This window comes from Terriglobia bacterium (genome assembly GCA_020072565.1).
GTDB lineage: Bacteria > Acidobacteriota > UBA6911 > UBA6911 > UBA6911 > JAFNAG01.
In genome coordinates this window covers 133,632-151,657 of the sequence record JAIQGI010000019.1, presented here as the reverse complement: position 1 = coordinate 151,657, position 18,026 = coordinate 133,632, and the positions used below count along the sequence as shown (strand labels likewise).

Below are 18,026 nucleotides of genomic sequence, written 5' to 3'. Positions count from 1 at the left end.
TGTTACTCGATGCTGAACGCCGTCACCCTCTGCTCTGCCCTCCGAATGCAGCTCCTCAAAAACGGGAAGCAGCCTCGAAAGACACGGTGCGGAATATCCGCAACGCCTCAACGCAGAGAATGCAGAGGCCGCAAACACGAGGGTCGGCGTGCATCCCGGTCGGTCCGGGTGCATCTGCGGTTGCAACCTGTCCGCGATAAATGGTATGACCTTTAGGCATCGGAGCGGCTATACCTATGAATTGTGACCCTGCGGCAAACTCCTCCCCGACTGATCATCCTCCCTCCGGGGTCTTGGGCCTGGGATCGTGCGACCGCTACTTGAAGCAGGGAGAAGTCCGGAGCCTGGTTCGACAGGGCCTGTCTTCGCTGGCGCTCCACGACAGGCGCCTGCTGGTCATCATCCCGGATGGCACGCGGACAATGCCGTTGCCGTTGATGGTTGATATTCTCGAGGCGGAAGCCGGATCCCGTGTGGCCGCGCTCGACTACCTCGTCGCGCTCGGGACTCATCAACCCATGTCTGATGCCCAGCTCAGCCGTCTGATCGGGCGGCAAGTCGCTGACGGGCAGGCCGGTCGCAGCCGGATCTTCAACCACCGCTGGGAAGATCCCGACACATTCGCGACGCTCGGTACCATCCCGGCAGCGGAGATCCGGAATCTCAGCGGCGGCCTGCTCGAGCGTGATGTGATCGTTTCGCTCAACAAGCTGATCTTCAACTACGACCAGATCCTGATTTGCGGGCCGGTGTTTCCCCATGAAGTGGTTGGTTTTTCCGGCGGCAACAAGTACCTCTTCCCCGGCATCGCCGGCTCCGAGATCATTAACTTCACGCACTGGCTCGGTGCCATCATTACCAACTATCACGTGATCGGCACGAGCTTCACACCGGTTCGTGCCGTCATTGATCGTGCGGCCGCGCTGATCGATCGCCCTGTCGCCTGTCTCGCGCTCGTCGTCACCCATGGCGGGATGAGAGGACTCTACTTCGGCCCGTCGCAGCACGCGTGGCGCGCGGCCGCAGATCTTTCGGCCCGCACGCACATCGTTTACGTCGAACGGCCGTTCCGCCGGGTATTGTCGATTATGCCCGAGATGTACGACGATCTCTGGACGGCGGCGAAGGGCATGTACAAGCTCGAACCGGCCGTGGCCGACGGCGGAGAGGTCGTCATTTATGCGCCCCACATCACCGAGGTCAGCTACACGCACGGCAGCATAATCGACGAGGTAGGCTACCACTGCCGGGACTACTTTCTGGCTCATTGGCAGCGGTTTGAACGCTACCCCGGCGGTGTCCTTGCGCACTCGACCCACGTCAAGGGACTGGGGAGCTATAACCCGTCCACCTGCATTGAGACGCCGCGCATCCAGGTGACGCTGGCCACCGGAATCCCCGAAGAACGGTGCCGGCGTATCAATCTCGGCTATCTGAACCCTGCCGGCATCCGGATCGAAGAGTGGGCAGGCCGCGAGAGCGAGGGCGTGGTTGTCGTTCCCCGCGCCGGAGAAATGCTCTACCGCCTCAAAAAGAATGACGAAGGGCGAATGGCACATGAGGATGGTTGAGGCTGGTGTTTTGGATTGGTGGTGGATGGATTTCTTTGGTGTGCGCCTGTTGAAACGACCCGTCGGTGGACCGGATCATTTCCATTCGTCGACCGCCGAGCGGATGCGGTTACGGCACACTGAGGAGCGCAAGCATGCAATGTGACATCGGCGTGGTCGGTTTGGGCGTGATGGGAAGCAACCTGGCTCTCAACATGGAGCGTAACGGTTTCCGCATCGCGGGCTACGATCTCGACGCAGGCAAGGCAAAGGCTTTTGTGAGCGGGCCGGCGGCGGGTAGGGAGGTGACGCTGGCCGAATTGCCTGACAGGCTGATGACCCTGTTGAAGAAGCCGCGCCGCGTGCTGATGATGGTCCCTGCCGGACCTGCGGTCGACAGCGCCATCACTCATCTCAAGGAGCACCTCGAGGCCGGGGACATCCTGATTGACGGCGGGAACTCGCTTTTCCTCGACACCGAGCGCAGGAGCAAGCAGCTCGCGGCCGAAGGATTCCAGTACATCGGTGCGGGCATATCCGGCGGAGAGCAGGGGGCGCTCTGGGGACCGAGCATCATGCCGGGCGGACAGCGGGACGCCTGGGAAGCACTCGCCCCGATCCTGCGCGCCATTGCTGCCAAGGCCGACGATGGGGAGCCGTGCGTGGAGTATATGGGCCCGGGCGGCGCGGGCCATTATGTGAAGATGGTGCACAACGGGATCGAATACGGCGACATGCAGCTGATCGCCGAGACCTACGATGTCCTGTCACGGGGCCTCGGGCTGTCGGCTCAGCAGCTCCGCGACGTGTTCACCGGGTGGAATCTGGGGGAGCTGAAGTCCTACCTGATCGAAATCACCGCCGAGGTGTTGGCTAAAATCGACCCGGAAACCGGCCGACCGATGGTGGACGTCATCCTCGACGAGGCGCAGCAGAAGGGGACCGGCAAATGGGCCAGCCAGAATGCGCTCGACATCGGCGCCCCGATCCCCACTATCAATGCGGCCGTTGAAAGCCGCATCATTTCGGCGCTCAAACCGCAACGCATGGCCGCCAGCCGACTGCTCCATGGGCCGGCACCGAAGTACGCAGGCGATCCGCAGTGGTTGATCGACGCGGCGCGCGATGCGCTCTACGCGAGCAAGATCACTTCCTACGCGCAGGGTCTCGGCCTGCTGCGCCTGGCGTCGGAGGAATACGGCTACGGGCTTCAGCCGGCCGATATCGCGAAAATCTGGCGCGCGGGCTGCATTATCCGTGCCAGCCTGCTCGGCGACATCATGGCGGCCTTCCGGCGCAATCCGGCGCTTGTCAACCTGCTGCTGGACGAGACCTTCCGCGACGCCATCGAGCGGCGCCAGCAGGCCTGGCGCGCTTTCGTCCAGACCGCCGTCGGACTGGGCATTCCCGTGCTGGCTCTGAGCGCGTCGCTGTCATATTTCGACGCCTATCGCAGCGAACGCCTGCCGGCTAACCTGACGCAGGCGCAGCGCGATTATTTTGGTGCGCACACCTACCGCCGCGTGGACAAACCAGGCGTCTTTCATACCGAGTGGTAGCGGCACTCCGGGACGTGCTCGGTGCAGCGCCTGAAGACTCAAGCGAAAGGAGGCGGGAAATGAAATATGGGCTCGACATGCATCAGGCGGGAGCGCTGGACTTTGTCTCTCTGGGCGCCCTGGTGCATCGGCTGGATCCTGGGATCATCCCGTTTCGCAAGGCCCAGGAGTGCCGGATCCATGTCAGCGGAGGTGAGTACAACGTGGCCGCCAACCTGGCAGACTGCTTCCGTTTGAATACGGGAATCGTGACGGCGATCACAATGGCGTCAATGGTCCTAACATGGCCACTGTCTACAGCGACCGCGGCCACGGTGTACGTGCCCCCGTCGTCTTTTATAACCGGGCTCATGAAGCGGCAGCCCAACTCCGGCCAGGCGACTTCGACTGGAAATCCATCTGCGCCGGAGGCGTGCGCTGGTTTCACAGCGGCGGCATCTTCGCGGCGCTTTCGGAAACCACCGGTGAGGTCATCATCGAAGGCATGAAAGCCGCCAAGGCTGCCGGGGCCATAGTCTCCTTCGACCTGAACTTCAGGGAGAAGCTCTGGAACATCTGGGGCGGCCAGGGGCGCGCCGTCGAAGTTGTCGAGCGCATCGTCCGCAACGTCGACGTCCTGGTCGGCAACGAGGAAGACCTGCAGAAAAGCCTGGGCATTCCGGGGCCCGAGGTTGCCGCAAAGTCCAAACTCGACCCTGCCGCCTTCATCGGAATGATCGACGGCGTGGTCAGGAAGCATCCGCAGGTGAAAATCGTCGCCACAACCCTGCGTGAGGTCCATTCGACAAGCCGGCACAGCTGGGGCGCAGTAGCCTGGATCAACGGCGCAACCTACGCCTCTCCGACCTGCGAATTGGACGTGCTCGATCGCGTAGGCGGCGGAGACGGGTTCGCGTCCGGATTTTTTTATGGCCTGCTCACTGGCGAGACGCCCGAGGAGGCGGTCAGGCTGGGCTGGGCTCACGGCGCGCTCCTTACCACCTTCCCCGGGGACACGACCATGGCAACCGTGGAGCAGGTGCGCGCGTTCGCCCGCGGCGGCTCGGCGCGCATCCAGCGCTGAAGCCGCCGCGGCAGGACGCAGATACATGCTGAGGGGTATCCGCGTTCAGTGGCGGTGAGGTCAGGATCACTTTTTGGGAAGCACACCGATGGTTCGCAACCACTCCTCGGCACGTCTGGGCCACATGCTCACGCTGTGCTGGGATGGCCTCAAGCCGTAGCCATGGCCGCCTGTGGCATAGAGGTGCATCTCCGCCTGCACGCCGGCCTGCTTCAACGCAAGATAGTAGAACAGACTGGATTCGACACGTTCGCCGTCGTCCTCCGTTTGTATCAGCAGCGTCGGTGGCGTGTTTTTGCCGACCCGCAACTCGGGCGCGAGCCTGTCGCCCTCTTTCGGCACCGTGAGATAGGCGGGGTAAATCAGCAGCGCAAAATCCGGGCGGCAACTCTCCTGGTCGGCTTCATCCACCGGATCGTACGTGCGTTGGTTGAAATTGGTGCTGGCTGCTGCCGAGAGATGCCCGCCCGCGGAGAAACCCACGATGCCGACTCGCTGCCGGCTGATACCCCACTCCTTGGCGCGGTGGCGCACCATCCCAAGCGCGCGCTGGGCGTCCTGCAACGCAGCCGTGTATTGCTCCAGTCCCGTGCGCATCGGCACGCGATACTTGAGCAGCACTCCGGTCAGGCCGACGGAGTTGAGCCACTCGCAGATCTCGCTGCCTTCGAGATCGTACGCCAGGCGACTGTAGCCGCCTCCCGGGCACACCAGGACAGCCGCGCCGACATCCCGATTTTTCGGAGGCCGGAACACGGTGATGGTCGGTTTCGTGACGTTGGTGATGCGCAATACGCTTTTGCCTGCCACGTCGCCTCCGCCGGGCGGCGTCATCACCCGCTCTGAGCCGATGTCGCCTCTTTCTCCGGGAGCAACCTTCGGCCACAAGGCAAGGGTCTCCTGCGCGGGGGCGGAAGAGGCTGAAACGGCCAATTCGGAGATCACGGCGATGGCGAACCAGTAGAGAGCCGCGAGCGCGGCAGTGCAGACAGGGGCTTTCATGCTCACGGACATGGACGCCTCCCATGTAAGTGGAATGTCACGAGCTTCAAAACGAATGCCGGCACGCGGAGCGGCCGGGTCGGCGCTACAGTGCGCCGGCCTGGAGGAGCTGATTCTTCATGCCGGCCCAGCATTGCCTGGAAGACGCCTCGGGTGTCCCCGCGCCGCGCCAGTGGGTTTCCAGTGTGACCGCGTTCCGGTAGCCGTCACGCCTCAGCGCGCGGAACTGTCCCACGAAATCGATCAGGCCCTGCCCCATTGCGGCCCACTCGCACGTGCCATCGGGCTTGCGCACGACGTCTTTGCAGTGCACGTGGCCGATCCGGTCCTTGGGCAGGCGGGCGTAGCCGTCCGGGTAGGGAGTCTCGCCGCGAAACGCGGCGTTTCCAGGGTCCCAGGTGAGCTTCAGGTAAGGTGATCGGACCGCGTCGAGCGTACGTGCGGCCTCCCCGCCGGTTGCGGTGTTGCAGGCATACTCGTTTTCAAGCACGAGGGTGACCTTGCGCCTGCCGGCTTTTCGCGCTGCCTCGCGGAGTTTATCGTCCATGCCTGCGCGGTAGAGCGCCGGATCTTCGAGCCTCCAGAAATCGAAGCAGCGCACACGGTCGGTAGTGAAGGTGCGGGCCAGCTCGAGGGCACGCTCCAGCACTTCGTCCTGCTGCTCGAACGTAAAGTCGGCGCTGAACTGGTCGCGCCGCGGGCTGTATTTCGAGACCGGGGCTCCGGGCCAGTCCACCTTGAAGAGCGGGGAGGCAATGGCACTCACGCGCAGCCGGTAGCGTTCGAGAAGCCGCCGCGCCTCACCCACTTCTTTCGCGTCGAGGCGCAGAACGTTCTTGTTCCACAGCTCGCGCAGCTCGATCCAGCCGAGGCCGAACTCGCGCGCGGCCACCTCGAGAGCGCGGCCCAGGTCCTGGCTGATTTCGTCGCTGAGAATCGAAATCTTGAACGGACCGGATGCCGGCAGTCCTCGGGCCGGCATCGCCGATGCCGCGATGGCAGCGCCCAGGCCCGCTAGAAAATTCCTTCGTGAGGTTTCGGACCACATGGAACACTCCTGAAAGAACGACGATCGTGGCATGCTTTGGAATGGAGCCCGAGATGCCAACCACGAAGCCCGCCCGCATGATACGTCAAACTCTTCGCAGTCGTGGCGGTCTCTGTGCTTTGATTTTTGAACACGGAAGCTGCCTTTTGTCAAATACAAATTGGCTTCATGGATCAAAACATATAGCATAGCGCGATCCGGGGGTGCGACATCATGCCAATTCCGTCTGAGAAGTCCGATACACCACTGCAATCCGCTGTGCAGACTCTTCGCATAGGGAAGTATTCGATCGGCATCGGTGACCGCTTTGCGCATCAGGCCGGGGCGCAGCTGCGTGCCTGTATGTTGGCTGCACGAGACGGAATCGATGTGATCCCGGTCTGGAACAAATCGAACCGGGAGCACATGAATGTGGGATCCAGGCCGGGGGACGTCCGCAGGGCAGCCGAAGCCGCCGTGTACAAACTCGGCTGGACCAGGCCCTTTTACGTCGACGCCGATCATATCACGCTGGAAACCGTGGATGGTTTTCTCGAGTCCAGCGATTACTACACCCTTGATGTCGCGTCAGCCATAGGCCGGCTCGCGCCCGCTGATGAAATCGACAGGTTTCTGAAGCGACATCCCGAACTCCTGAAACCCGTCAGTCTCCCCGAATTCGATACCGCCCTGCATATCTCCCGTACCGCAACCGCGCAAACCGCAGGCAATTACCTGTTCGCGGTCAAAGAGGCCGGCCGGATCTATCGCCGCATCGAGGCCGCCAGGGGCAAAGGGCAGTTTGTCACCGAGGTCTCAATGGATGAGACCGACTCTCCCCAGTCGCCGTCGGAACTGCTCGTGATCCTGGCTGCGCTTGCCGACGAGCAAGTCCCGCTGCAGGCGATTGCGCCCAAGTTTACCGGTCGATTCAACAAAGGTGTCGATTATGTGGGAGATGCCGCCAGGTTCGAAGCCGAGTTTCGCAGCGACATTGCAGTCATTGGCCATGCAGTGCGCTGCTATCATCTGCCCGGCAATCTGAAGCTGAGCGTCCACTCGGGCAGTGACAAGTTCTCCCTGTACCCTGCGATCTGCCGCGCTCTGCGCGATTTCGACATCGGCGTCCACGTGAAGACTGCTGGTACGACATGGCTGGAGGAGGTGATCGGCCTGGCTGAGGCGGGCGGGGGAGGTCTCGAGATGGCGAAGGAGATCTATGCTCAGGCATACGCCCGCCGGGAGGAACTGTGCGCACCCTATGCGGCCGTCATCGATATCGATGCGACCAGGCTTCCTTTTCCACAACAGGTGAATTCGTGGTCATCTGCGCAGTTCACCGCGGCGCTCCGCCACGACCGGAAATGTCCGGACTTCAACCCACACCTCCGGCAGATGCTTCATGTCGCCTATAAGACCGCAGCCAGTCTGGGCGACCGTTACCTCAGGATGCTGGACGCCTGCGAAGACACGATCGCGCGCAACGTGACCGCCAACTTGTACGAACGCCACCTGAGGCTGCTCTTTCCCGGCCGGTGACCAGGCAAAGACCCACATGCAGAGGCAGTCCCGGATTTCACGGATCACAAAATACGCCGCCACGAGTGGATTGTGCGATTATCACCGGAGTTGACGTCCGTTCGACGCAGATTCTTGATCGCAAAGTGAAACGTTATGTTGTAGAATGCGAAACGATGAGAGAACCCAAAAGACGTCAAGGCATACTCGTTCTGCACAAGACCCTCGACATCCTGGAAACCATCCGCGAAAGCCGTTCCGGTCTCGCGCTCACCGACCTGGCCCGTGCCCTGGGCCTGCCGAAGCCGACCGCGTATCGCATCATGGCGACGCTTGAAGGCCGTGGATACATCGCGCGCAACCCGGCCGGGCACTACCTCGTCGCCCGGAAGCTGTTTGATCTGCAGCAGGACGAGTCGGAAGAACAGGCACTGCTGCGTGCGGCACAGCCCGTCATGGTACGGCTCGTTGATTCGAGCCGGGAGACCGTGAATCTGGGTGTTCTCGACGGGGCTGAGGTTGTGGTTATCAGCACCGTGGAGAGCCCCCAGTCGATCCGCATGTCCTCCAAGGTAGGGAACCGTCGCTATTTCCATTCCACCGCCCTGGGCAAGGTGCTGCTGAGCGGCCTGCCGGAAAAGGAGGTGCGTCGCCTCATCCGTATCCAGGGACTGCCGCGGCTGACGCCGCGGACGATCGTGAGCAAGCAGGCGTTGGCGAGCGAGCTGGAGTTGGTGCGCAGGCAAGGCTACGCTATGGACAACGAGGAAAACGAGGCGGACGGGCGCTGCCTGGGCGCGCCGATCGTCGGCGTGGGAGGCCGCATCGTGGCCGCGCTCAGCATTTCCGCACCGGTCTTCCGCATGGACATGACCCGGGCTCGCGCCCTTGCGGCCGAACTGGTCGAGGCATGCCGGGGCATCTCACGAGTCCTGACCACTCCCTCGTTGGCCTCGCATTCCTGAGACCCGGGAGAGCTCAAGCCTGCAGCCTTATCGTCGAGACGCTGAAAATCGATGTAAGCAATTGCATTTCTCACAGCCTGGGAGCCCTGGCGCTGGATCCGGGGTGCGGCTGACAGCGAAAGAGGGACAATTCATGAAGAGAATGGCTGGATTTCTCCTGGTCCTTTCCATTTTCGTTCTGCAGCCTGAGACCGATTTTTCCCAAAGCAATGCACTTATCGTCAGAGCCATAAACGAACTGGAACTTGCCCGCCCCAGCGAGACGATCGTTCTCTCCATGAGAGATATCTCCAAATTCGTAACCGTCACCGACTGGAAGAACATCCATGTCACCGATGCGGGATCGGGACGGGAGCTCACGAGCCAGGCCATTGACATGGATGGGGACGGCACCATGGACCGGTTTCTTTTCCAGTCCGATTTCAAGGCTGGGGAGGCAAGGTCTTTCATCCTGAAAGCCGGGGATCCGAGACTCCCGTCCAAAGAGCAATTCAAGGCCTATGGCCGTTTCGTGCGCGAGCGCTACGATGATTTCGCCTGGGAAAACGATCGCATCGCTCACCGCATGTACGGCAAGGCCCTGGAAACCTGGCAGGCGGAACCGTTGACCAGCAGTGCTGTGGACGTATGGACCAAGCGGGTGCGGCGGTTGATCATCAACGACTGGTACATGATGGACAACTACCACGCCGATAATGGCGAAGGAGCCGACTTCTACTCCGCCGGGACAAGCCGCGGCTGCGGAGGCAGTGGCATCTGGGAGAACGGGAAGCTCTTTGTGTCGCGCAATTTCATAGACAGCAGAGTGATCGCCAACGGCCCGATCCGTGTGGTGTTTGAGCTGACGTACGCTCCATGGGATGTGAACGGACGCAAGGTCTCCGAGATCAAACGCGTGACTCTGGACGCCGGACAGAATCTCGATCGCTTCGAAAGCTTCTACAAGTCGGTGCCGGACAGCCCGATCGCCTGCGCGATCGGGATCAAGAACTTCGGAGAGGCGGCCGTCCAATCCAACCGGAAGGAAGGATGGCTGCGCACTTGGGAGCCGCTGCAGAAAGGCAAGGCCGGCAACCTGGGATGCGGCATCGTCCTGGATCCGAGCGCGCTCGTCGATATCACGGAAGCAGGCGGCAACTGCCTGGTCATCGCAAAGGTTTCCGCGGGCCATCCGGCAGCCTATTACGCGGGCTTTGGCTGGGACAAGAGCGGAGATTTTGCAAATGTGAGCGAATGGGAAACGTATCTTCAGAGATTCGCAAGAGGACTGCAATCTCCCATAAAAGTCTCGATTTCCCCCAAGTGAAGCCGCAGGAATGAGTCTCTGCCATATTCCAAAGCGCCTCGGTCGCGAAGACGGGAGGTAAGTGCATGAGCGCGATATTGGATGAGTTCCGGTTGGATGGGAAGGCGGCTCTCGTGACGGGAGCAGCGCGCGGTCTCGGGCAGGCCATGGCGCTGGCGCTGGCCGGCGCAGGGGCCGATGTGGTTGCCGCTGATGTGGCAGACGGAGCCGAGACGCGGGCCGGCATTCAGAAACTGGGCCGGAAGTGCCTGGCGCTGGAGGCAGACCTGGCTGCGCCGGGCGCTGCACCTATGCTGGTCGAGAAGGCCTTATCGGCCTTCGGCAGGCTCGATATCCTCGTCAACAACGCAGGGATCATCCGCCGTGCTCCGTTCCTGGAGTTTACCGAAAAGGACTGGGACGATGTCATGAACGTCAACATCAGGGCCCTGTTCCTCCTCAGCCAGGCGGCGGCCCGCGTGATGGTCAAGCAGGGCTATGGCAAGATCATCAACATAGCGTCGATGCTGTCCTTCCAGGGCGGGATCCGCGTGCCATCGTACACTTCCTCCAAGAGCGCCGTGATGGGTCTCACGCGGCTGCTGGCCTGTGAATTGGGACCCCTTGGGATCAACGCCAACGCCATCGCGCCCGGCTATATGGCGACCGACAACACCAAGGCGCTGCGCGAGGACCCGGAACGGAATAAGGCGATCCTGGAGCGCATACCGATGGGGCGCTGGGGCAAGCCGGAAGATCTCCAGGGCATCGTCGTGTTCCTGGCTTCGAAAGCATCGGACTATATCAACGGATACACGGTGGCAGTGGACGGCGGTTGGCTGGCGCGTTGAGGCAGGCGAAATGGGCGAGGCGAGCGTGAGTGTTCTGGAACGGATAGCACGCAGGCACATTGTCCCCGTGGTCGTGCTGGATGACGAAAAGCTGTCGGAACCGCTGGCGGAAACCCTGCTCAGAGCCGGCCTGGATGTCATGGAGATCACCTTCCGCACCGCAGCGGCCGTGCAATGCATTCGCAGAATCGCGGAGCGGTTCCCAGAGATGCTGTTGGGGGCCGGCACACTGCTGGATGCGGATCAGGTTCGCAGGGCGGCGGAGAGCGGCGCCCGTTTTGCCGTGGCGCCGGGACTGAATCCCCGTGTTGTGGAAAGCGCCCGGCAGGCAGGCTTGGAAATGGTGCCCGGTGTGATGACCCCTTCGGAGGTGGAAAACGCCCTGAGCATGTCTTGCCGCACACTCAAGTTTTTTCCCGCCGAGCAGGCGGGCGGTGTGGCGATGCTCAAGGCTCTGGAGGGCCCTTACAGCCATACGGGCGTACGGTTTATCCCGACCGGCGGCATCAACATGAGCAATATGCAGTCGTACCTGGAGCGGCCGTCCGTAGTCGCGATCGGCGGGTCCTGGATGGTGGAAAAGAGACTGATCGCCGCCGGAGACTGGCGCCGGATCGAGGATTTGACCGTCGCGGCCGTGGCTTCGGCTGCGATTCAGACTCAACAGGGTTTTACAGGCGTCTGATGACGGCGGATTCCGGCGCGCCGGCCACAAAGGCCACTTCCTTCGATGCGTGAGTGAGCCGGTTGGCGATCAAGCTAATCTCCCTGACATTGCCACCCTTCAATTCGAGGAATGTGCCTGTGCCTTCGGTCGCTTTGCAGGATTGAATGAGTCCATCGTCAACGTTTTCCAGGCGAATGACCGGCTGGTCCTTTTTGGGATTGCGATCGGCGAATCGATAGACCTCCAGGCGGCGGACATTGGCAACGTCCAGGGCCGGTCCTTTCTCCGCATGGATCGTGACATTGTCGAAGGTCATGCCGGCGACGTTCGAACAGGAGATACCCGTGCCTGCGCCGTTGACCACGAAGTTGCTGATGCTCAGCCCCTGGATCGGCATTTCAGGCAACCCCTCGATGAGCACCGCGCGCTTGACATCGCTTGCGGTGATGTCGCTCAGGTGGATGTTGCGGAATGTGGGCGTACCTTCGTCGATGGGTTGCGGCGTGCGGGGGTCACTGGCGTTGTATAGCATGGTGACCGAAATGGCGTCGCCGACGCCGCGCATGACCACATTCTGCGCGCGGAAGTTTTCCACAATGTTGCCGCGGCTTCTGGCGGTCTTGAATCGCAGCCCGCGATCTGTGCCTTCGCAGATGCAGTTGCTGACGGTCACGTTGCGTACGCCGCCGGAGGTTTCGCTGCCGATCCCCACGCCCCCATGGCCGCGGGCGAATATGCAGTTGGTGATGGCAATGTTTTCGCTGGGGATGTTTTTCCCCGACTTCTGGAATTTATATCCGGACTTGAGCGTGATGCAGTCATCCCCCACGCTGATGTAGCAGTTTGAAATGCGCATGTTCCGGCACGAATCCGGGTCGATGCCGTCAGTGTTAGGCGCCTCCTCGGGGGCCATGATCGTCACCTGGTCGATGACGATGTTGTCGCACAACACCGGGTGAATGTTCCATGCCGGCGAATTCATCACGGTCAGGCCGCCGATCAACACGTTCTTGCAGCGATAGAGGTTGATCATGCGTGGGCGCGCCCAGTTAAGCGGGGAGCCGGGAGGATTTTCCGGCTCGCGCTCTGCGAGCCCGAGCTTTCTCCTCAGGTCGGTAACGACCCGGAACGCCTTCCACCACGCATCCCCCTGGCCATCGATGACCCCGCGGCCGGTAATGGAGATGTTTTCCAGGTCGAGGCCGGTGAACATCGAGGCGTAGACCGTGCGGTCGATACCTTCCCAACGTCCGGCAATCGAGGGTACTCTTCCGAAGTCCACGCTCCCGAGCAAGGTCACACCGGCCGGGATTTCCACGTGGACGTTGCTTTTCAGAAAGATCGGGCCGGTGAGATATCTGCCGGCGGGGAAAACCACTTTGGCGCCGCCTGCCTGCGCGCAGGCATCCACTGCTTTCTGGATGCTTGCGGTGCAGAGCGTCTTCCCGTCGCCGGCGGCGCCGAAGTCCGCGACGTTGAGCGAGAGGAGCGCGCGGGCGGAGGGCTTCTGCCGCATCGCCGCCGTTGCTTCCCCGGCCGAAGCCATAACCGGCAATGACATTGCCGCGCCGGCTGCGAATCGCTTGATAAACTCACGGCGTACGCTGTTTTCGCTCAGCATTCCAGTCCTCCATTTCATGAACGATTGAAGTGCATGGGGAAATTATTTTTCACTATTAACTCGGCTCTCAGTGCTTCAACGGGCAACACGGGCGCTGGCGCCCTTCATGACCCGTTCCACTTCCGCCACGGTTACCATGGTCGTGTCGCCCGGGGTCGTCATGGCAAGGGCGCCGTGGGCCGCCCCGCACTCAACTGCCCACTGCGGGTCCCGGCCCGTCAGGAAGCCGTAGATCAGGCCGGAGGCAAATGAGTCTCCCCCGCCGACGCGGTCGTAAATCTCCAGGTATTCACGGTTGGTTGCGCAATAGGTCTCGCCGTCGCAATAACAGATCGCCCCCCAGTCGTTGACCGTCGCCGTCCTGGAGTTCCTCAGCGTGGTGGCGACGACCCTGAGGTTGGGATATTGCAGGATGACCCTTTCGATCATACGCCGGAAGTTTTTCGGGTCGAGTTTCGACAGGTTTTGGTCAAGGCCCTCCACGGCGAAGCCCATGGCCGCAGTGAAGTCCTCTTCGTTGCCAAGCATGACATCCACGAACGATGCCAGTTCGCGGTTGACTTCCTGCGCGCGCTTCTGCCCGCCGATCGCCTTCCAAAGCGATTCGCGGTAGTTGAGATCGTACGAAACAACGACGCCGTGGTGCCGGGCCGCCTGCATCGCTTCGGCGGCGGCCAGGGGAGCCATTTCGGACAACGCCGCAAATATGCCGCCGGTGTGAAACCAGCGCGCGCCCTCCCGGGAGAAAATCCGATCCCAGTCGAAATCCCCGGGCTTGATTTGCGAAGCCGCCGTGTGGCCGCGGTCCGAGCAACCGAGAGGGGCGCGCAGTCCGAACCCGCGCTCGGTGAAGTTGAGCCCGTTGCGCACCATGCGCCCGACGCCATCGTAGGGCACCCACTGGACGTGTGTCTGATCGACGCCGCCCTGGTAGATCAGGTCCTGGATGAGGCGCCCGACCGGATTGTCGGCGAACGCGGTGACGACCGCGGTGTCGAGGCCGAAGCAGCGCTTCAGGCCGCGGGCCACGTTGTATTCGCCTCCACCCTCCCAGGCACGGAAGCGGCGAGTGGTATGAATCCGGTCATCGCCGGGATCCAGCCGGAGCATGACCTCGCCCAGGCTGACCAGATCCCACTTACACTCGGCTTTGGGTCGAATCTGCAACATTGGCTTGCCCTCGTTGTCAGCGGGGAAAGGAGGACCGTCCGCTTTTCATTGCTCGCCCGCCTGGCTCACTGCGTGCCGCAGGTTCGCGTCGAGCGGCGTCATCTTCGGCATGAGCAGATGGACCCCGCCGAGGAGTATCAGGTAAGCGGAACCTGCAATCATAAACGCGAAGAAGTAGCCCGCGGGCCCGCTCGATGTGAGCACCTGGCCGAGTTTGTAATCCGCCAGAATGCCGGCCACCGCGCCGACCATGCCTCCGATGCCCGTGACGGATGCAGTGGCCTTTTTCGGAAAAACGTCGGAAACCAGAGTGAATATGTTGGCCGACCAGGCCTGATGAGCTCCTGCCGCAAGTGCGATCAGCAATACGGCGATCCAGTAGAACTGGTCGGAGCGGGCGCAATTTATGAGCACCGGCTCCATCTGCCTTGCCTGCTCGGGTGTGAGCACGCCGCCGAGCGCATGGACATACTCCTTGGCGGAGGCATAGCTGTTGCCGGAGAGGGCGCGCAACGCATTCTTCGCTTCCAACGGCACAGGCTCTTCGACCTTCTCTACTCTCGGCCGGCCGCCCAAGGTGACAATGTTTTCCTTGGTAAGGGTGGCCCTCCCGAGCCGTTCGAAGAAAGCCTGATCCACCTTGAACCGGGTGCCGAGTTGAGTGACCAACATCACGGGCATGATGCAAAGAGAGCAGATAAGGAGAGTGACCTTGCGCGCGCGGTTTACGGGCCAGCCTTTCTTGATGAAATGGGATGACATCCACCCGCCTGCGATGCTCCCTCCGTCGGCGAGGACATAAATGGTCACCAGAGGCAGCGCCACGCTCTTGATATTCAGGCCGAACTGGTCGTAGAGGAATTTCCCGCCCCAGAAGAGGTAAAACCACCAGACGGCATCGGCGATTTTGGCCGTGCTAAAAGCCCAGGTTTCCCGCAGGGGGAGCACCTTCAACCACGACACCTTCTCGGTGGGTGCTTCGGCAATCGAATCGCTGTTGATGAAGGCCAATTCCCGTCTCGAGAGCCGGGGATGGGTTTCGGGACGCCCGGAAAGCTTCAGCCAGGCCACGATCCATATCGCGCTGAACACGCCTGTCGTGAGGAAGGCGAATTGCCAGTTTGTGCCGTCGGGCAACACCACGAGCGGGATTATGAGGGGCGCAAGAATGGCGCCGACGTTCGAGCCAGCGTTGAATATGCCGGTGGCGAAGGCGCGCTCCTTTTTCGGAAACCACTCGCCGACCGTTTTGATCGCGGCGGGGAAATTGCCGGACTCGCCTAATCCGAGGCCAAACCTGGCGAACGAGAAACCGAGCAGGCTGAATGCGGGGCGCACCGCCGCATGCAGCATGCCGAAGACGCTCCAGATGCCTATCGAGAGCGTGTAGCCGATTTTGGTGCCCAGCCGGTCTATGATCGCCCCCATGGCGAGCATGCCGATTGCGTACGCGGTTTTGAAGGCGATGTTGATGGTGGCGTAGTCCTTATCCGACCAGTTGAAAACCTTGTATTGAAGGGTCGGACCCAGTACACCCAGGATGCTGCGATCCATGTAATTGATCGTCGTCGCAAGAAACAACAGCGCGCAAATCGTCCATCGGTAGCGCCCGATTTGGCCCAGAGTGTCTGGTGCGGCAGCTTCACCCAATTCGACGGCCTCCATCTTCACCTTGCTCAAAGTGATATCCTCCGCTGCGAATGAGATCGAAAGGCTTCCAGATACTGCGCTCCATGGTGGCCCATGACCGGGCGGATATGGCGCACGGCATAAGGATCATCCGATGGACGCCGCCCGGGGCAGGACCGGCACAACTCGGGTTTTTGACGAGAAGCCTCCGCAAATTCGGATCTAACCCAAAGATCCCAATGACTTCGGCTTGGCCATGCCGGCGCCGGCAGAGAAGCCGAGACTCTGAGAGATGCCGCGACAGGCGGCTACGACCCCCGGAGCGAGGTTCTTCTTCTCTGCGAGGATCCGGTAGGCGGGCCCCGACACGCTCAATGCCGCCACCGGTCTGCCCGCAGCATCGAGGATCGCTGCCCCGATGCACGCGACGCCCCGCTCATTCTGCTCGTTGTCGACCGCGTAGCCGCGCCTCCGCACCCTGGCCAGTTCCTGCTTCAGCATCCGCCTCTGCGACCGGTGCAGCCCGGAGGCCGGCCTGGCATCCGGCGCTCCGGGGTTCTCCCGCGGCAGCCGGGCCAGCATTGCCTTGCCCATTGCAGTCAACGAGGCGGGCATCCGGCAGCCGACGGTAGCCGTCATCCGGAAGGGGCGGGAAGTTTCCAGGATGTCAATGTAGAGCACTTCCTCGTCGCTGAGTACGCCCAGGTTCACGGTCTCGTTGAAACGCTCGTGCAGCCTCCGCATGAAGGGCTGGGCCAGCTGCTTGAGATCGCGGCGCAGGTTGGATGCGCGCTCGAACAGCTTCGCGCCGAGCCGATAGCGCGACCCGTCGGCGCATCGGTCGATATAGCCGCGCTCCGCAAGCGTGTGGAGCAGGCGGAACGTGCGGCTCTTGCTCAATCCCACACGGCGGCAGATCTCGTTGAGGGCAAGCTCCTCCGAACCGCTGAATACCTCCAGGACGTCCAGCGCCTTGGCAACCGCCTCGACCTTATATTTTCCGATGGTGGTGCGTGGCAGCTTCATGGGTGTGCCGCGATCCGCATCAGTTCAGACACCGCTGTAGGCGGAAAAACCGCCGTCGATCGGCACGATCGTGCCGGTTACGAACGCCGATGCCGGTGAAAGCAGCCAGAGCACGGCACCGAGCAGGTCTTCCGGATCTCCAAACCGCGCCATGGGAGTATGCGCGAGGATCGACTTGCCGCGCGAGGTCAGTTCGCCGGTCTCGCGGTCCTTGAGCAGGAAGCGGTTCTGATCCGTCAGGAAGAAGCCGGGAGCAATGGCGTTGACGCGAATGCGCGGTGAATATTCATGAGCCATATGCACCGCGAGCCATTGGGTGAAGTTGCTCACGCCGGCCTTCGCCGCCGAGTAGGCCGGTATGCGGGTCAGCGGGCGGAAGGCGTTCATCGAGGACACATTCAGAATGACGCCGCTGCCGTGGTCCGCCATGATCTTGCCGAAGACTTGGCAGGGAAGGATCGTGCCGATGACGTTCAGGTCGAAGACCCAGCGCAGGGCTTCGGTGGGAAGGTCGAAGAACTTCAGCTCGGGGCTCGTAGTGGCCTGCGGCTGGTTGCCGCCGGCAGCGTTGATCAGGCAGTCCACCCTCCCGAACCGGGCAAGCACGTCCGCGGCCGCCTTGCGCACGCTCTCGATCTTCAAAACGTCCACGTGGAACAGCGCGGCATTCTCCGCGTGCCTGCCCATGCGCTCCAGAAGGGCCTGACCCGGTTCGAGGCGCAGGTCAAGGATGGCCAGCCGGGCGCCACAGGTGGCCAGTGCGCAGGCGATTTCGCTGCCGAGAACGCCCGTGCCCCCCGTGATTGCCACCGTCTGCCCCGTGAAGTCGTACCACCGCAACAGCTTTTCGAGACTCATCGGCGTCTGAATCATGTTCCCGTCCGTGTGCAAGTTTCGTGGTGCAGAAGGCGAATTTCCCGGCGCGCCGCCGCGGGCCGGCTCCTCGAGCGCACCTGAATGGTTCGCAGACATCCAAAAAAGAACACGGAGCGGGCCGTTTTGTCAAATACAATCTTGTTTTATTTGTTGAAACCAGCGCAAAGGCGGTTGCCTGCAGGCAGGCGATGCCGTAGCATAGTGCCGGCGCAGACCC

General features: G+C 61.9%; 13 protein-coding genes and 2 pseudogenes. 8 read left to right on the top strand and 7 right to left on the bottom strand.

The genetic code is table 11. The features are described from left to right. The first annotated feature begins 236 nt into the window (after nt 1-236). From LAP85_13430 to LAP85_13420, 3 genes and pseudogenes are all read left to right on the top strand, one after another. Nucleotides 237-1,571 (top strand): lactate racemase domain-containing protein, encoded by a 1,335-nt coding sequence (locus tag LAP85_13430; GenBank protein MBZ5497397.1) that lies wholly within the window; start codon nt 237-239, stop codon nt 1,569-1,571. A 134-nt stretch (nt 1,572-1,705) separates the two neighbouring features. Further along, complete coding sequence (gndA, locus tag LAP85_13425) at nt 1,706-3,109, top strand: NADP-dependent phosphogluconate dehydrogenase (protein ID MBZ5497396.1); 1,404 nt, start codon at nt 1,706-1,708, stop codon at nt 3,107-3,109. A 59-nt stretch (nt 3,110-3,168) separates the two neighbouring features. Continuing rightward, a pseudogene (locus tag LAP85_13420) lies at nt 3,169-4,172 on the top strand (sugar kinase). A gap of 66 nt (nt 4,173-4,238) precedes the next feature. Here LAP85_13420 and LAP85_13415 read toward each other — a convergent pair. Further along, nucleotides 4,239-5,174, bottom strand: a complete 936-nt coding sequence (locus LAP85_13415; GenBank protein MBZ5497395.1) for an alpha/beta hydrolase — start codon at nt 5,172-5,174, stop codon at nt 4,239-4,241. An 85-nt stretch (nt 5,175-5,259) separates the two neighbouring features. After that, entirely contained in the window at nt 5,260-6,222 is a 963-nt protein-coding gene (locus LAP85_13410) for a sugar phosphate isomerase/epimerase (protein MBZ5497394.1), read from the bottom strand. A gap of 213 nt (nt 6,223-6,435) precedes the next feature. Between LAP85_13410 and LAP85_13405 the strand changes: the two genes are divergently transcribed. The 5 genes from LAP85_13405 to eda all read left to right on the top strand — a co-directional run bounded on the left by LAP85_13405 (nt 6,436) and on the right by eda (nt 11,505). Continuing rightward, entirely contained in the window at nt 6,436-7,740 is a 1,305-nt protein-coding gene (locus tag LAP85_13405) for a tagaturonate epimerase family protein (protein MBZ5497393.1), read from the top strand. Between the two features lie 155 nt (nt 7,741-7,895). After that, entirely contained in the window at nt 7,896-8,684 is a 789-nt protein-coding gene (locus LAP85_13400; GenBank protein ID MBZ5497392.1) for an IclR family transcriptional regulator, read from the top strand. A gap of 133 nt (nt 8,685-8,817) precedes the next feature. Continuing rightward, complete coding sequence (locus LAP85_13395; protein MBZ5497391.1) at nt 8,818-9,990, top strand: DUF4861 domain-containing protein; 1,173 nt, start codon at nt 8,818-8,820, stop codon at nt 9,988-9,990. 65 nt (nt 9,991-10,055) lie between these two features. Beyond that, on the top strand, nt 10,056-10,820 hold the full coding sequence (gene kduD / locus LAP85_13390; protein ID MBZ5497390.1) for a 2-dehydro-3-deoxy-D-gluconate 5-dehydrogenase KduD: 765 nt from the start codon (nt 10,056-10,058) through the stop codon (nt 10,818-10,820). Nucleotides 10,821-10,830: 10 nt separating this feature from the next. Next, entirely contained in the window at nt 10,831-11,505 is a 675-nt protein-coding gene (eda, locus tag LAP85_13385; GenBank protein ID MBZ5497389.1) for a bifunctional 4-hydroxy-2-oxoglutarate aldolase/2-dehydro-3-deoxy-phosphogluconate aldolase, read from the top strand. Here eda and LAP85_13380 read toward each other — a convergent pair. The 5 genes and pseudogenes from LAP85_13380 to LAP85_13360 form a co-directional block, all read right to left on the bottom strand. Next, nucleotides 11,492-13,108 carry a glycoside hydrolase family 28 protein gene (locus LAP85_13380; protein ID MBZ5497388.1) on the bottom strand — a complete coding sequence of 539 codons (1,617 nt, stop codon included), beginning with the start codon at nt 13,106-13,108 and terminating at the stop codon, nt 11,492-11,494. The genes eda and LAP85_13380 overlap by 14 nt on opposite strands. A gap of 75 nt (nt 13,109-13,183) precedes the next feature. Next, nucleotides 13,184-14,278: a sugar kinase gene (locus LAP85_13375; GenBank protein MBZ5497387.1), complete on the bottom strand. Its 1,095-nt coding sequence runs from the start codon at nt 14,276-14,278 to the stop codon at nt 13,184-13,186. Between the two features lie 642 nt (nt 14,279-14,920). Then, a pseudogene (locus LAP85_13370) lies at nt 14,921-15,985 on the bottom strand (MFS transporter). A 144-nt stretch (nt 15,986-16,129) separates the two neighbouring features. Continuing rightward, nucleotides 16,130-16,933, bottom strand: coding sequence for an IclR family transcriptional regulator (locus LAP85_13365; protein ID MBZ5497386.1), 804 nt, complete (start codon nt 16,931-16,933; stop codon nt 16,130-16,132). Between the two features lie 24 nt (nt 16,934-16,957). Next, the gene (locus LAP85_13360; GenBank protein ID MBZ5497385.1) at nt 16,958-17,791 is read right to left on the bottom strand and encodes an SDR family oxidoreductase; all 834 of its coding nucleotides are present in this window, start codon (nt 17,789-17,791) and stop codon (nt 16,958-16,960) included. Between the last annotated feature and the right edge of the window lie 235 nt (nt 17,792-18,026).

Bases quoted from the DNA above. Each gene is read 5' to 3' on its own strand.
- LAP85_13430 (MBZ5497397.1), top strand. From the start codon at position 237: ATGAATTGTGACCCTGCGGCAAACTCCTCCCCGACTGATCATCCTCCC.
- gndA (MBZ5497396.1), top strand. From the start codon at position 1,706: ATGCAATGTGACATCGGCGTGGTCGGTTTGGGCGTGATGGGAAGCAAC.
- LAP85_13415 (MBZ5497395.1), bottom strand. From the start codon at position 5,174: ATGAAAGCCCCTGTCTGCACTGCCGCGCTCGCGGCTCTCTACTGGTTC.
- LAP85_13410 (MBZ5497394.1), bottom strand. From the start codon at position 6,222: ATGTGGTCCGAAACCTCACGAAGGAATTTTCTAGCGGGCCTGGGCGCT.
- LAP85_13405 (MBZ5497393.1), top strand. From the start codon at position 6,436: ATGCCAATTCCGTCTGAGAAGTCCGATACACCACTGCAATCCGCTGTG.
- LAP85_13400 (MBZ5497392.1), top strand. From the start codon at position 7,896: ATGAGAGAACCCAAAAGACGTCAAGGCATACTCGTTCTGCACAAGACC.
- LAP85_13395 (MBZ5497391.1), top strand. From the start codon at position 8,818: ATGAAGAGAATGGCTGGATTTCTCCTGGTCCTTTCCATTTTCGTTCTG.
- kduD (MBZ5497390.1), top strand. From the start codon at position 10,056: ATGAGCGCGATATTGGATGAGTTCCGGTTGGATGGGAAGGCGGCTCTC.
- eda (MBZ5497389.1), top strand. From the start codon at position 10,831: ATGGGCGAGGCGAGCGTGAGTGTTCTGGAACGGATAGCACGCAGGCAC.
- LAP85_13380 (MBZ5497388.1), bottom strand. From the start codon at position 13,108: ATGCTGAGCGAAAACAGCGTACGCCGTGAGTTTATCAAGCGATTCGCA.
- LAP85_13375 (MBZ5497387.1), bottom strand. From the start codon at position 14,278: ATGTTGCAGATTCGACCCAAAGCCGAGTGTAAGTGGGATCTGGTCAGC.
- LAP85_13365 (MBZ5497386.1), bottom strand. From the start codon at position 16,933: ATGAAGCTGCCACGCACCACCATCGGAAAATATAAGGTCGAGGCGGTT.
- LAP85_13360 (MBZ5497385.1), bottom strand. From the start codon at position 17,791: ATGAGTCTCGAAAAGCTGTTGCGGTGGTACGACTTCACGGGGCAGACG.